This is a genomic window from Candidatus Rokuibacteriota bacterium (assembly GCA_030647435.1).
Lineage (GTDB): Bacteria > Methylomirabilota > Methylomirabilia > Rokubacteriales > CSP1-6 > AR37.
The window spans coordinates 1-12948 of record JAUSJX010000020.1; the positions used below are offsets into that span (position 1 = coordinate 1).

The window sequence follows — 12948 nt, forward strand, 5'->3', positions numbered from 1 at the left end:
GAGGCCGAGGCGCGGCTCGAGCGCGTCCCCGCGGGCTTCATGCGCGAGATGACGCGGCAGGAGATCGAGAAGGCGGCGCGCGGGGCGGGGATCACCACCATCGACCTCGCGCGCTGCGAGGAGTGGATGGTGGCGATCCGCGCCACCATGTGCCAGGCGCGCGGCACCCGTGCGGAAGCCGGCCCGTGACGGAAGTCTCCGCGTCTGAGGCCGCGGGCCGCATTATGATACTCGGGAGCGACAGGATGGATGGGCGTCTCTTTCGGCATTTCTCGCTGCTGAGCGCCGGCCTCTGGGTGGGGTTCGCCCTCGTCCTGGGCACCGGCGTGACCTACCTGGTCGAGCAGAAGATGCTGGAGCGGGCCACCCTGGCCTCCCTCGACTACTTCAAGAACCTGGCGCGCTTCATCACGACGAAGGAGGAGTTCGTCAGGCTCAGGACGGGGGCGGAGTACGAGGCCTTCGACCGGCTCATCAAGGAGAACTTCTTCACCTCCCAGGTGGTGACCATCAAGATCTACGACCGGTCAGGGACCACCATCTATCACTCGCAAAATCCAGAGATCGTCGGCCGCGCCTTCCCGGACAACGCCCCGCTCCAGCGGGCCTTCCAGGGCGAGACGGTGGTCGGGCTCTCCGACCTGCGGGGGAGTGAGCACCTGACCGAGCGGCAGGCGGGGTATTCGCGCCTGCTGGAGGTCTACATCCCGATCTTTCTCGAGGGGACGAGCACCATCATCGGGGCCTACGAAATCTACAGCCCCATCGACCCCTTCTACCAGAAGGTCTGGCCCCTCCGTCTCTCCGTGTGGGGAGCCATCTTCTTCGGCCTGGCGCTGCTCTACGTGGCCCTCTCGCTGACCTTTCGGCGCGCTTCGCGGACCATCGTCGGGCAGAACCTGGCCCTTGAGCGGACCGCCAGTGAGCTGCGGGAGGCCTACGAGGAACTCAAACGGGCTCAGTCCCAACTCGTCCAGAGTGAGAAGCTGGGCTCCGCCGGTCGGCTGGCGGCGGGGATGATCCATGAGATCGGCAACCCGCTGGCTTCGGTCCTCGGGTTGCTGGACCTCCAGCTCCTCTGCAAGGGGAGCGCTGCGGACCGGGTCGAGTGCCTGGACCGCACCGAGCGACTCGCAGGAGAGATCGCGCGGCTCCGCGGGCTTCTCCGGGGCCTGCTGGAGTACGCGCGCCCGGGTCCCTCGGAGGCGATCGTGCTGGATCTGAACGATGTGGTGGAGAAATCGCTGCTCTTCGTGTTCTCTCAGAGGGACTTCGGGTCCGTGAGGCTCGACAAAGACCTGGCTCCGGGGCTTCCTCCCGTGCTGGCCGACGAGTCCCTGCTTGAGCAGGTTCTGGTGAATATCCTTCTGAATGCGGCGCAGGCCTCCCCGGCGGGGGGCTCAATCACGGTGACCACTCAGGCGGGGAACGGAGCGGAGGCGCGGACGGGCGATCATGCCGTGGGGCGCGTCTTTCAGCCGGGCGAGCGGACCGTAACGGTCGCGGTCTCGGACCGCGGACCGGGGATTCCGCGCGAACACTTGGGGCGGGTCTTCGAGCCGTTCTTCTCGACGAAGGGGCGGGGAGAGGGGGCGGGACTGGGCTTGGCGATCTGCCACAGCATCATCGAGCTGCTCCACGGCGCTCTGGTGGTGGAGCTGGCGCCCGGCCGCGGCACCACGTTCCGAATCGTTCTCCCGGCCGCCGCGCCGGTCCCGGTCGCCGCCGAAGGCGCTCGCCGTGAGTGAGGCCCCGGCGCGGGTTCTCGTCGTCGACGACGAGGAGAACATGGTGCACTTCCTCACCAAGCTCCTCCGGGGCGAGGGATTTGAGATCGAGGGCGCGGGCACGGGGGAAGCCGCCCTCGAGAAGCTGCGGGCCGGGCCGTTCGATCTGGTGCTCACCGATCTGAAGCTGCCCGACACCGATGGGATCGAGATCCTCAAGGCGGCCCGGGAGCTGCACCCCGAAACCGTGGTGGTCCTCATCACGGCCTACGGCACCATCGGGTCGGCGATCGAGGCCATGCGGGCGGGAGCCTACGACTACGTGAGCAAGCCGTTCCGGGCCGGCGAGATCCTCCAGGTGGTGGAGAAAGCTCTCGAGCGGGTGCGGCTGCGGCGGGAGGTTGTCCAGCTCCGGCAGGCCGTGAAGGAGCGCTTCGCGTTCGCGAGCCTGATTGGCAAGAGCGCGAAGATGCAGGATGTCTACACCCAGATCGAGAAGCTCGCGGTCGCCCGCGGCGCCGTCCTCATCCAGGGGGAAAGCGGGACGGGCAAGGAGCTGGTGGCGAAGGCGACTCACTTCAACGGCTCACGAAAATCGGGGCCGTTCGTGGTGATCAACTGCGGGGCGATCCCCGAGGCCCTCCAGGAGAGCGAACTCTTCGGCCACGAGCGGGGGGCCTTCACGGGCGCCATCGCCGCCAAGAAGGGCCTCTTCGAGGAGGCGCACGGGGGCTCGCTCTTTCTGGACGAGGTGGCGGAGCTGGCCCCGGGGCTTCAGGCCAAGCTGCTCCGCGTCCTCCAGGACGGGGAGCTCCGGCGCGTGGGGGGCACCAGGACGGTCCGCGTGGACACCCGGATCATCGCAGCCACCAACCACGACCTCGCCGGGGACGTCCGGGAGGGAACATTCCGGGAGGACCTCTTCTATCGCCTGAACGTTTTCCCGATCTTCCTCCCCCCGCTCCGGGAACGGGCCGAGGACCTCCCCCTGCTCGTCGACCACTTCCTCCAGCGCTTCGCCCGTGAGAGCGGGCGGCCGCCCAAGCGCTTCTCCGCCGAGGCGCTCCGGGCGATTGTGGTCTACCCGTGGCCGGGCAACGTGCGCGAGCTGGAGCACGCCGTGGAGCGGGCGGTGCTTCTGGGCGAAGGGGAGATGATCGGTCCTGGGGATCTCCCTCCGGAGATCCTGGAGCCCCAGGACGAGCTGACCCTGCCCCTGCCGAACCCGACCGTGGGCTTCAAGGAGACCATGGCGCGTGTCACTCGCGATGCCGAGGTGAAGCTCATCCGCCGGGCGCTCGCCCAAGCGGGCAACAACCGGACGCAGGCGGCGCGGCTCCTCGGCATCAGCCGGCGCGCCCTGCTCTACAAGCTGAACGAGTACAGCCTCAGGCGATCCTGACGGTTCACCGCCTGAGGCTGTGCAGCGCGGCGCGCTCATGGGAAGAGCCGTGCGCACCTCTCCACGGCAGGCTGTTTGTCTCGCCGAGCCAACTCCTGGGAAACATTGACCGCCGGAGAGGTTGCAGTGCCCCCCGCGAGCGACGGGCCCTGGCACGCCCCTTGCCTCGCAAAGGCGCAGGAGCCGGGCCCCCCCCGGCGAGCGGGGGAACCGCCAAGCGGCCCCGCGGGAGCCTCACGGATGAAGTGGTGTCTCCGGGCAGTCGGCATCTACCTGATCACAGCCGGAGGGCTGTTGGCCCTCGGAGGCGCCGCGGCCGCGATCGCGTATCGGGAGCCGATCCTTCTGCTGGCGATACCGGTGGCCCCGGTCTGGATTCTCGCTGGGGTCATCGTGATCACGTCGCTTGCGGCCGAGGTGGCTTGGGACGAAGAAGCCTTGCGGCTCACGTGCGCCTTTGGGACGAGGCGGGTCTTCTGGAAGGATGTGCAATGGCACAGGACACTCGCCGCCCTGTCGCGACGACGCGGCGGGGTCGTTCTGTTCGAACTTGTGAAGTACACGCGGCACCTCGGCAGCGCTCAGACGTCGGGATGGGCTGTGGTGATGCTGCCCGGAGGTCGGGTATCGTCGTGGCTCAAGGCTTGCGAAGCGGGCCTGGATCAGCGGAGGCGCGGCGAAGGGATAGGGGCAGTGAAGCGGTCGACCTGAGCCGAGTGGCCCATCAAAATAAGGCCCGCGCACTATTGTTTCGGCGGGCCTCCCCATCCACGATTGCGAAAAGACTCACAGGATCATTTCAGTCCGATGAGATTCTTCTCGCAGGAGAGCTTCTATGGGATGGCGGTGATGGTCGCCCTGGCCCGTCACGAGCCGGCGCGCCCGGCGGGGATCGAGGAGATCGCCAGCGCCCGGAATCTCCCCCGGAGCTTCGTCGCCAAGATCCTCCAGAAGCTCGTCCGCGGGGGCCTCGTGAACTCCTCCCGAGGCCGCCAGCGCGGCTACACCCTGGCGGTTCCTGCCGAGCGGATCACGGTCAGGGACATCCTGGAGGTCACTGAGGGAGCCGACTTCTTCCACCGTTGCATGTTCCGCAGGCGCTGCGGCGATGAGCCCACCTGCTTCCTTCACGGGATCGGCGCGGCCATCCGGGCCGACCTCGAGGTGAGGCTCAAGGGCCTGATCCTCGCCGATCTGGCTCGCGGCGAGGATCTCCAGGGGGCCGTCCGATGAGGGAATGGCGCGCATGCTGATCCGATTGCGCCTCGATCCCCGCCTCCTGGAGGAGGTCGTCCATCTCGAGCTCAGGCGGCGGCAGGGGGGAGGGGACGCGAGTCTCTTCGATGAGTACCATCGCGAGGCCGACTCCCTCTACAAGCTGGCCCCGGAGCACCGGGACGGCGAGTTCGCCGCGCTCCACCGACGGCTGTTCCGGAAGGTGGGCTTCGAGGGGCGCATCACCGAGGCTCTCTCGGCGCAGCGCGGGGAATTGGCGGAGCTCGAGTCCCTCACGTGCCTCCGCACCGTCAGGCCGGAGGACGAGGGCGCCGACCTCGCCGCCCCGGTCGCCCCCGCAACCGGCCGGGCCGCCGTGGTGAGGATCCGCGCGGCCCGCTTCCTCGCGCTCGACGACCTCGGACGCTTCCTCGATCACGAGCTCGTTCACGTGGGCGATCTGCTGAGCGCGGCCTTCGGCCACGACCCCGAGTCGCTCGCCGCCATCTCGCCGCACCGCCGCCGCCTGGTCCAGGAGCGGTACCGCGCCGCGTGGGGGGCATGCGTGGACGGGCGGCTCAGCCGGCACGGAAGGCGCTCGCTCGCCGGGCGAGGGGAGCACCGTGAGGCGCTCCACCGCTGCTTCCCGGCCCTGTCTGACCTCGAGCTGGACGGGCTGCTGGATCGGCTGTGGAAGGACGAGAGGCCGACCCACGCGGGTCTCCTGGCGGTGGCTCTAGGGCGCGGGTCGCGCGAGCCCCATCAGCCTGGGGCGCCCTGCCCGCTCTGCGGCTTCCCGACTCACGATTGGACGGATGTGACAGACCATGTGCTGATCCGCGCGATCCACCTGGACGTGCCCGACTGGGAGCCCGATCACGGGCTCTGCGGGCGCTGCCTCGAAATGTACGAGCTCAGATCACTGACACAGGCCTGAAGGAGGCACTCATGGACGTGACTCGGCGCGACTTCCTGAAGACGGGGCTCACCGCGGGTGCCGTCCTGGGGTGGAGCCAGCCGACCCTGGCGCTGGCGGCCCTCGCCCCGGCGGTCGAGGTGGGCAATCCCCTGGAGGTCTACCCGGGGCGCGACTGGGAGAAGGTCTACCGCGACCAGTACAAGTACGACTCCTCCTTCACCTGGGTCTGCTCGCCCAACTGCACCCACGAGTGCCGGCTGCGGGCCTTCGTGCGGAACGGCGTGTTCCTCCGGAGCGAGCAGAACTACGACTCCCACAAGGTGGGCGACCTCATGGGCAACAAGGCCACGCCCACCTGGAACCCGCGCGGCTGCCCCAACGGCTTCACCTTCCAGCGCCGCGTCTACGGGCCGTACCGGCTCCGCTACCCGATGATCCGCAAGGGCTGGAAGCAGTGGGCGGACGACGGATTTCCGGAGTTGACCCCAGAGATCAAGACCAAGTACAAGTTCGACGCGCGCGGGCAGGACGAGCTGCTCCGGGCCACATGGGACGAGGCCTACACCTACGCGGCCAAGGGAATGATGGCCATCGCCAAGCGCTACAGCGGGGATGAGGGCAAGAGGCGGCTCCTGGCCCAGGGCTACCCCGAGGAGATGTTCACCCACTGGGACGGGGCCGGCACCCGCACCTTCAAGTGCCGGGGCGGGATGGGGCTCCTCGGCGTCATCGGGAAATACGGCATGTACCGCTTCGCCAATACCCTGGCGCTGCTCGACACCCACGTGCGCGGCGTGGGGCCGGACAAGGCCCGGGGCGGACGGAACTGGTCCAACTACACCTGGCACGGCGACCAGGCGCCGGGGCAACCCTTCGTCCACGGGCTGCAGGCCTCGGATGTGGACTTCAACGAGCTGCGCTTCGCCAAGCTCCACATCGGGATCGGCAAGAATCTCGTGGAGAACAAGCGGGCCGACAACCACTACTTCATGGAATTGATGGAGCGCGGCGCCAAGATCGTCTGCATCGTGCCGGAGTACAGCCCGCCCGCCAGCAAGGCGGACTACTGGATCCCGGTGCGGCCCAACTCCGACACGGCGCTCCTGCTCGGGATCTCTCGCATCCTCATCGACGAGAAGTGGTACGACGCCACGTACGTCAAGCGCTTCACGGACCTGCCCCTGCTCGTGCGGACGGACACGCTCAAGCGCCTCAGGCCGGAGGACATCTTCCCGGGCTACGTGCAGCAGGACATCTCCCAGGGCGCGAGCATGACCCGCCATGGCCTCACCCCCCAGTACCGGCAGAGGGTGGGAGACTTCGTCGTGTGGGACGCGAAGGCGAACGCCCCCCGGGCTCTCACGCGCGACGACGTGGGCGACCGGATGACCGAGAAGGGCATCGACCCGGTCCTCGATGGGCGCTTCACCGTGAAGACCGTGGACGGCAAGCAGGTCGAGGTGATGCCGCTCTTCGAGGCCTACAAGATCCACCTCAAGGACTACGACCTCGACACGGTCCACGAGATCACCCACGCCCCGAAGGACCTGATCCGGCGCCTGGCCAAGGACATCGCCACCATCAAGCCGGTGGCCATCCACATCGGCGAGGGGATCAACCACTGGTTCCACGCCACCCAGGTCAACCGGGCCACCTACCTGCCGCTCATGCTCACCGGGAACGTGGGCGTCATGGGCTCGGGCTCCCACACCTGGGCCGGCAACTACAAGGCCGCGCTCTTCCAGGGCTCGGAGGAGACGGGGCCGGGCTTCAAGGGGTGGGTCGCCGAGGACCCCTTCAACCCGAACCTCGACCCGGCGGCCGACGGCAAGACCATCCGCGAGCGCGGCTACGCCTCCGAAGAGGAGGTCGCCTACTGGGCCCACGGCGACAAGCCGCTCATCGTCAACACGCCCAAGTACGGCCGCAAGGTCTTCACGGGCACGACCCACATGCCCACCCCCACCAAGGTCATGTGGTTCACCAACGTGAACCTCATCAACAACGCCAAGTGGGTCTACGAGCTGATCAAGAACGTCAACCCGAACGTTGAGCTGATCATGTCCACCGACATCGAGATGACGGCCTCCTGCGAGTACGCCGACATCGTGCTGGCGGCCAACTCGTGGGTGGAGATGGAGCGCTACGAGGTCACGGGGTCCTGCTCGAACCCCTTCTTGCAGATCTGGAAGGGCGGGATCAAGCCCATCTACGACACGCGGGACGATCAGCTGATACTGGCCCAGATGGCGGCCAAGCTGGGCGAGCTGCTCAACGACCGCCGCTTCGCCGACTACTGGAAGTTCTCGCTCGAGGGCAAGACCGAGGTCTACATCCAGCGGCTGCTGGACTCCTCGACCACCGCGCGCGGTTACAAGGTCTCCGACATCCTGGCCGGCAAGTACGGCGAGCCCGGGGTGGCGCTCTTCCTCTTCCGCACCTATCCGCGCGAGCCCTTCTGGGAGCAGATCAAGGAGTCGCTGCCGTTCTTCACGCCGACGGGGCGGCTGCAGGCCTACAACGACGAGCCCGAGATCATCCAGTACGGGGAGAACTTCATCGTCCACAGGGAGGGCCCGGAGGCCACGCCGTACCTGCCCAACGCCATCGTCTCCACCAACCCGCTGATCAGGCCCGACGACTACGGCATCCCGCGGGACCACGTGGGCTGGGAGGAGCGCACCGTCCGCAACCTGAAGCTGCCCTGGGCGGAGGTGAAGGCGACCCAGAACCCGCTCTGGGCCAGGGGCTACAAGTTCTTCTGCCTCACCCCCAAGACGCGGCATGCGACGCACTCCCAGTGGCAGGTGACCGACTGGCATCTGATCTGGAACAACCAGTTCGGCGACCCGTACCGCATGGACAAGCGCTCCCCCGGCATCGGCGAGCACACCCTGCACATCAACCCGCAGGCGGCGAAGGACCTCGGGATCAACGACGGCGACTACGTCTACGTGGACGCCAACCCGGCGGACCGGCCCTACATCGGCTGGAAGCCCAACGATGCCTTCTACAAGGTCACGCGACTCATGCTGCGGGCGAAGTACAACCCGGCCTACCCCTACAACGTGGTCATGATGAAGCACGCGCCCTTCATCGCCACGGAGCGCAGCGTGAAGGCCCACGAAAGCCGCCCCGACGGGCGGGCGCTGTCGGCCGGCACTGGGTACCAGTCCTCCTTCCGTTACGGCTCCCAGCAGTCCATCACGCGCTCCTGGCTCATGCCCATGCATCAGCTCGACAGCCTCTTCCACAAGAAGAAGGCGCACCAGAGCTTCGTGTTCGGATTCGAGGGCGACAACCACGGCGTCAACACCGTCCCCAAGGAGACTTTGGTCAAGGTCACCAAGGCCGAGGACGGCGGCATGGGCGGCAAGGGGGTCTGGGCTCCGGCCACCACCGGCTTCACGCCGGGCAAGGAGAGCGATTTCATGAAGCGCTACCTGGCGGGCGACATCACACCCGTGGCGCCGAAGGCATAGGCCGAGCCATGGTGGACAAGGACTTCGAGCCCGACGACCCGATGGGGCTGGTCGGGGTGGGCATCCCCGAGGGGGAGCCCGACCTCATGGCGGAGTGCCTCGTGGAGGAGTACGTGCGCCTCGGCACCTCTGACGCCCAGCTCCTCGCCATCTTCAAGAACCCGTTCTTCGCAGGGGCGCATGCGCTGTACCGGGCCCGGGGCGAGCAGCACCTCAAGTCAGTGATCGAGCGGGTGCGCGGGCAATGGGGCCGGCCCCGCTTCACCACCACCGAATCCACGGAGGCCTGAAACATGCCGCAGGTCTACAACTGGCAGCTCGGCCGGACGATGGAGTACCCGTACGAGGAGCGTCATCCGAAGTCGCAGTTCGCCTTCGTCTTCAACACCAACCGCTGCATCGCCTGCCAGACCTGCACCATGGCGTGCAAGTCCACCTGGACCTTCGGCAAGGGCCAGGAGGCCATGTGGTGGAACAACGTGGAGACCAAGCCCTACGGGGGCTACCCGCAGTTCTGGGACATCAAGACCCTCAAGCTGCTGGACGACGCCCACCAGAAGGCCAGCGCGACTATGGGCTGGGAGGCGGGCAAGCAGGGCCCCGCCAAGCCGTACGGCGAGTACACGGGGATGACGCTCTTCGAGGCGGCCCGGCAGCGCTACGGCCCCGAGGGGCATCAGCGCGTGCTGGGCTACCTACCCACCGACGAGGAGTGGCGCTTCCCCAACATCTACGAAGACACCTCCACCGCCTACGAGGGCGGGCGGCTCGGCATCAGCACCGAGGGCGCCAGCCTGCCCGAGCACAAGAGCTGGTTCTTCTACCTCCAGCGCCTCTGCAACCACTGTACCTACCCCGCCTGCCTCGCCGCCTGCCCGCGGAAGGCCATCTACAAGCGGCCGGAGGACGGCATCGTCCTCATCGACCAGGAGCGCTGCCGCGGCTACCGGGCCTGCGTCGAGGCGTGCCCCTACAAGAAGCCCATGTACCGCCCGACGACTCGCGTCAGCGAGAAGTGCGTGGCCTGCTACCCCCGCATCGAGGGGACGGACCCGCTCTCCGAGGGCGTCCCCATGGAGACCCGCTGCATGGCCTCCTGCGTCGGGAAGATCCGGATGCAGGGGCTCGTTAAGACCAACCCCGATGGCTCCTGGGTCGAGGACCGGCAGCATCCGCTCTACTACATGGTCAAGATCGAGAAGGTGGCGCTGCCGCTCTACCCCCAGTTCGGCACCGAGCCCAACGGCTACTACATCCCGCCGCGCTGGGTCCCGCGCCCCTACCTCCGGCAGATGTTCGGCCCGGGCGTGGACGAGGCCATCGAGAGGTACACGGCGCCGTCGCGGGAGCTGCTGGCCGTGCTGCAGCTCTTCCGCACCACCCAGAAGATACTCTCGCGCTACGAGATCAAGCAGGGCCCGAAGGTCTACGAGACCACCGTCAACGGCAAGCCGTGGGCGATGTACAACGACACCGTCATCGGCTATGACGCCAAGGGGCGGGAGGCGGTGAGCGTCACCGTCGAGGAGCCCGTCCACGTCCGCTCGGCGCAGTACGCCAACTCCATCTGAGGCCCATGCCATGACGGTCGAGACCCAGGCGCCGGCCGAAGACGTCGAGCGCGCGTTCGTGAGGAGCCAGCTCTACCGGGTGCTGGCGCTGGCCTTTTGCCATCCCGACGCCGACAACGCGGCCGCCCTGGCGGCGGTGACCCCGGCGCTCGTCGGGGCTTCCGAGGGATGCATGCCGGAGCCGGTCCGGGAGGCGCTGTCGGATCTGAGGGCGGCGCTCCAGGGGGTGACACTGGAGAGCCTGCAGGAGCAGTACGTCGGAACCTTCGGACACGTGACGGTGCCGGACTGCCCGCTGTACGAGACGGCCTGCGGGATGGGGGATGCCTTCCTCCAGCCGCAGACCCTCGCCGACCTCGCCGGCTTCTACCGGGCCTTCGGGCTCGAGATGGCCGGGGACGCGCGCGAGCGCGCCGACCACCTGACCGTCGAGCTGGAGTTCATGCACTACCTCGCCTATCGCGAGGCCTACGCGCTCGATCATCACGGGGAGGAGCGGACCGCGGTCATACGGGACGCCGAGCGCCGGTTCCTCGAGGCCCACCTGGGGCGCTGGGCGCCGGTGCTGGCCCGGGCGGTGTCCGCGCGCGCCGAGGGTGCGCTCGGGGCCGCCGCGCGACTGCTCGAGCGCCTCCTGGCCCACGAGGTGGAGCGCTGGGGGATCTCCCCGGCTCCCGTGGTGGTCGAGGGGACGCCTCTCATGATTCCGCCGGTCGACGACCACGACCCTGCCGAAGAGGACGACGACTTCACGGGGAGAGAGCCATGACACGGACCGTCCGCCTCGCTGTTCTTTCGTTCATCCTCGCCGCCGGCGGGATCCTGCCGCTGCTGGCGGGCTCTGCGGATGCACAGTCGCCGCGCGGCGACGCGAAGAAGGGAGAGGCGCTGTACGCCCAGAAGTGTGCCGTCTGCCACGGTGCGACGGGCAAGGGGGACGGCGTGGCCGAGTTTGTCCTCTTCCCCAAGCCCCGCGATCTCACGAGTGGGAAGTTCAAGATCCGATCCACGACGAGCCTGCCGACGGACGACGACCTCTTCCGCGTCGTCACCCAGGGCATCCCGGGGACGGCCATGCCCTCGTGGTCGGTGCTGGGTGATGCCCAGCGCTGGGACCTCGTGGCCTACGTCAAGAGCCTGTCGCCCGTGTTCACCCAGCAGAAGGCGCTCAAGCCAGGGCTGATCCCGCCGACCCCGAAGCTGACGCCCGCGCTCCTCGAGACGGGCAAGAAGTTCTACGCGGACGCCGAGTGCCTCAAGTGCCACGGCGCCACCGGCAAGGGCGACGGTGAGTCCGCCGACACGCTCAAGGACGAGTGGGGCTACCCCATCGTCCCCTACGACTTCACCATCGCGGGACGGATGAAGGGCGGCCACTCCGTGCGCGACGTCTACCGGACGCTGCTGAACGGCATCGGCGGCACGCCCATGCCCTCCTTCGCCGACTCGCTCTCGCCCGAGGAGACCTGGGGGCTCGCCTACTACGTGATGTCGCTGGCGAAGGGCCCGCAGAAGCAGGCGCCGGCGGAGGTCGGGACGGTGCGCGTCAATCGGGTTGCCGGTGACCTGCCCGCGGACCCCACGGCTGCAGCCTGGACGCGCGCCGCCCTCCAGTCGGTCCCGCTCCGGACGCTGTGGCTCAGGCCCCGGCAGGCGACGCAGGTGCGGGTGGCGGCGCTCCACAACGGCAAGGAGATCGGCTTCCTCCTGGAGTGGGACGACCCGCTCGCCGACCAGGCCGCGCTCGGCGTGGACCAGTTCCGTGATGCCGCGGCGGTGCAGCTCCCGCTCGCCCCTGCGAAGGCGGGCAATCCCGACGCGAGCTACGTGATGGGCGATCCGAAGCAGCCCGTGAACATCTGGCACTGGAAGGCCGACTGGCAACTGGACGTGGCCCGCTACCGCGACCGTGAGGACCGCTACGCCGCCCTCGTCGTGGACGACATGCCCTTCGTCAAGGGGATGCGCTCGTCCGACCCCCAGGCGGCCGTCGCGCCGGCCGACAGCCACGACCCCCTCTTCCTCACGGCGCGGGCCGCCGGCAACCCCATGGCGCGCCCGCGGCTCTCGCCGGTGGAGAACCTCAACGGCGCCGGCGTCGGCACCATCACCTCCCAGCCGGCCGAGGCGCAGGTGATTCGGGGCGACGGGCGTTGGACCGACGGCAAGTGGCGCGTTGTCATGGTGCGCGCGCTCAGGACTGAGAATTCCCGGGACGCCCAGCTCCAGCCCGGTCAGGAGACGGCCGTGGCCTTCGCCGTCTGGGACGGCGCCCAGCGCGACCGGAACGGACAGAAGGCCGTCTCGGTGTGGCAGCGGCTCCTGATCGAGGCTGGCAAGTAGGGGTCGGGCACGCCCATGTACAGGCACATCTGCGTCCCGGTGGACAACTCCGAATCCCCCTGCCGGTAGTCCTCATCGCCGCCGCGCTGATCTGGGCCGGCTCGACCCCCGTCACCGCCCCGGGGGCAGGCTCCATCGTGGGCGAGGTGAAATTCTCGAGGACGCCGCCCGCTGCCAAGAGCCTCAAGGTCGACAAGGACCCCGAGGTCGTCCGGGTGCAGTGCGACGTGCACGGCTGGATGCAGGGCTGGATCGTCCGAGATGAGCAAGAAGTAGTATCTCGGGGGCC

At 68.2% G+C, this 12948-nt stretch carries 11 protein-coding genes; all 11 read left to right on the plus strand.

Annotated elements, in window-relative coordinates:
* Positions 1 to 189, plus strand: a 189-nt coding sequence (locus Q7W02_03745) for a PCP reductase family protein (protein MDO8475303.1), incomplete at its 5' end; no start/stop codon positions are given.
* 56 nt (positions 190 to 245) lie between these two features.
* Positions 246 to 1748: an ATP-binding protein gene (locus Q7W02_03750; GenBank protein MDO8475304.1), complete on the plus strand. Its 1503-nt coding sequence runs from the start codon at positions 246 to 248 to the stop codon at positions 1746 to 1748.
* Positions 1741 to 3129, plus strand: coding sequence for a sigma-54 dependent transcriptional regulator (locus Q7W02_03755; GenBank protein MDO8475305.1), 1389 nt, complete (start codon positions 1741 to 1743; stop codon positions 3127 to 3129). The genes Q7W02_03750 and Q7W02_03755 overlap by 8 nt, the downstream gene beginning before the upstream one ends.
* A 240-nt stretch (positions 3130 to 3369) precedes the next feature.
* Complete coding sequence (locus Q7W02_03760) at positions 3370 to 3840, plus strand: hypothetical protein (GenBank protein ID MDO8475306.1); 471 nt, start codon at positions 3370 to 3372, stop codon at positions 3838 to 3840.
* Positions 3841 to 3936: 96 nt separating this feature from the next.
* Complete coding sequence (locus tag Q7W02_03765) at positions 3937 to 4362, plus strand: Rrf2 family transcriptional regulator (GenBank protein MDO8475307.1); 426 nt, start codon at positions 3937 to 3939, stop codon at positions 4360 to 4362.
* 13 nt (positions 4363 to 4375) lie between these two features.
* Positions 4376 to 5281, plus strand: coding sequence for a hypothetical protein (locus Q7W02_03770; GenBank protein ID MDO8475308.1), 906 nt, complete (start codon positions 4376 to 4378; stop codon positions 5279 to 5281).
* 11 nt (positions 5282 to 5292) lie between these two features.
* Positions 5293 to 8745, plus strand: coding sequence for a molybdopterin-dependent oxidoreductase (locus tag Q7W02_03775; protein ID MDO8475309.1), 3453 nt, complete (start codon positions 5293 to 5295; stop codon positions 8743 to 8745).
* A gap of 8 nt (positions 8746 to 8753) precedes the next feature.
* Complete coding sequence (locus Q7W02_03780) at positions 8754 to 9035, plus strand: hypothetical protein (GenBank protein MDO8475310.1); 282 nt, start codon at positions 8754 to 8756, stop codon at positions 9033 to 9035.
* A gap of 3 nt (positions 9036 to 9038) precedes the next feature.
* Positions 9039 to 10316 (plus strand): 4Fe-4S dicluster domain-containing protein, encoded by a 1278-nt coding sequence (locus Q7W02_03785; protein ID MDO8475311.1) that lies wholly within the window; start codon positions 9039 to 9041, stop codon positions 10314 to 10316.
* Between the two features lie 10 nt (positions 10317 to 10326).
* Positions 10327 to 11085: a molecular chaperone TorD family protein gene (locus tag Q7W02_03790; protein MDO8475312.1), complete on the plus strand. Its 759-nt coding sequence runs from the start codon at positions 10327 to 10329 to the stop codon at positions 11083 to 11085.
* Complete coding sequence (locus tag Q7W02_03795; protein ID MDO8475313.1) at positions 11082 to 12659, plus strand: ethylbenzene dehydrogenase-related protein; 1578 nt, start codon at positions 11082 to 11084, stop codon at positions 12657 to 12659. Before Q7W02_03790 ends, Q7W02_03795 begins: the two co-directional genes overlap by 4 nt.
* Positions 12660 to 12948 lie beyond the last annotated feature (289 nt).

Excerpts from the sequence above, each read along its gene's own strand:
- Q7W02_03750 (MDO8475304.1), top strand. The coding sequence starts at position 246 with ATGGATGGGCGTCTCTTTCGGCATTTCTCGCTGCTGAGCGCCGGCCTC.
- Q7W02_03760 (MDO8475306.1), top strand. The coding sequence starts at position 3,370 with ATGAAGTGGTGTCTCCGGGCAGTCGGCATCTACCTGATCACAGCCGGA.
- Q7W02_03765 (MDO8475307.1), top strand. The coding sequence starts at position 3,937 with ATGAGATTCTTCTCGCAGGAGAGCTTCTATGGGATGGCGGTGATGGTC.
- Q7W02_03770 (MDO8475308.1), top strand. The coding sequence starts at position 4,376 with ATGCTGATCCGATTGCGCCTCGATCCCCGCCTCCTGGAGGAGGTCGTC.
- Q7W02_03775 (MDO8475309.1), top strand. The coding sequence starts at position 5,293 with ATGGACGTGACTCGGCGCGACTTCCTGAAGACGGGGCTCACCGCGGGT.
- Q7W02_03780 (MDO8475310.1), top strand. The coding sequence starts at position 8,754 with ATGGTGGACAAGGACTTCGAGCCCGACGACCCGATGGGGCTGGTCGGG.
- Q7W02_03785 (MDO8475311.1), top strand. The coding sequence starts at position 9,039 with ATGCCGCAGGTCTACAACTGGCAGCTCGGCCGGACGATGGAGTACCCG.
- Q7W02_03790 (MDO8475312.1), top strand. The coding sequence starts at position 10,327 with ATGACGGTCGAGACCCAGGCGCCGGCCGAAGACGTCGAGCGCGCGTTC.
- Q7W02_03795 (MDO8475313.1), top strand. The coding sequence starts at position 11,082 with ATGACACGGACCGTCCGCCTCGCTGTTCTTTCGTTCATCCTCGCCGCC.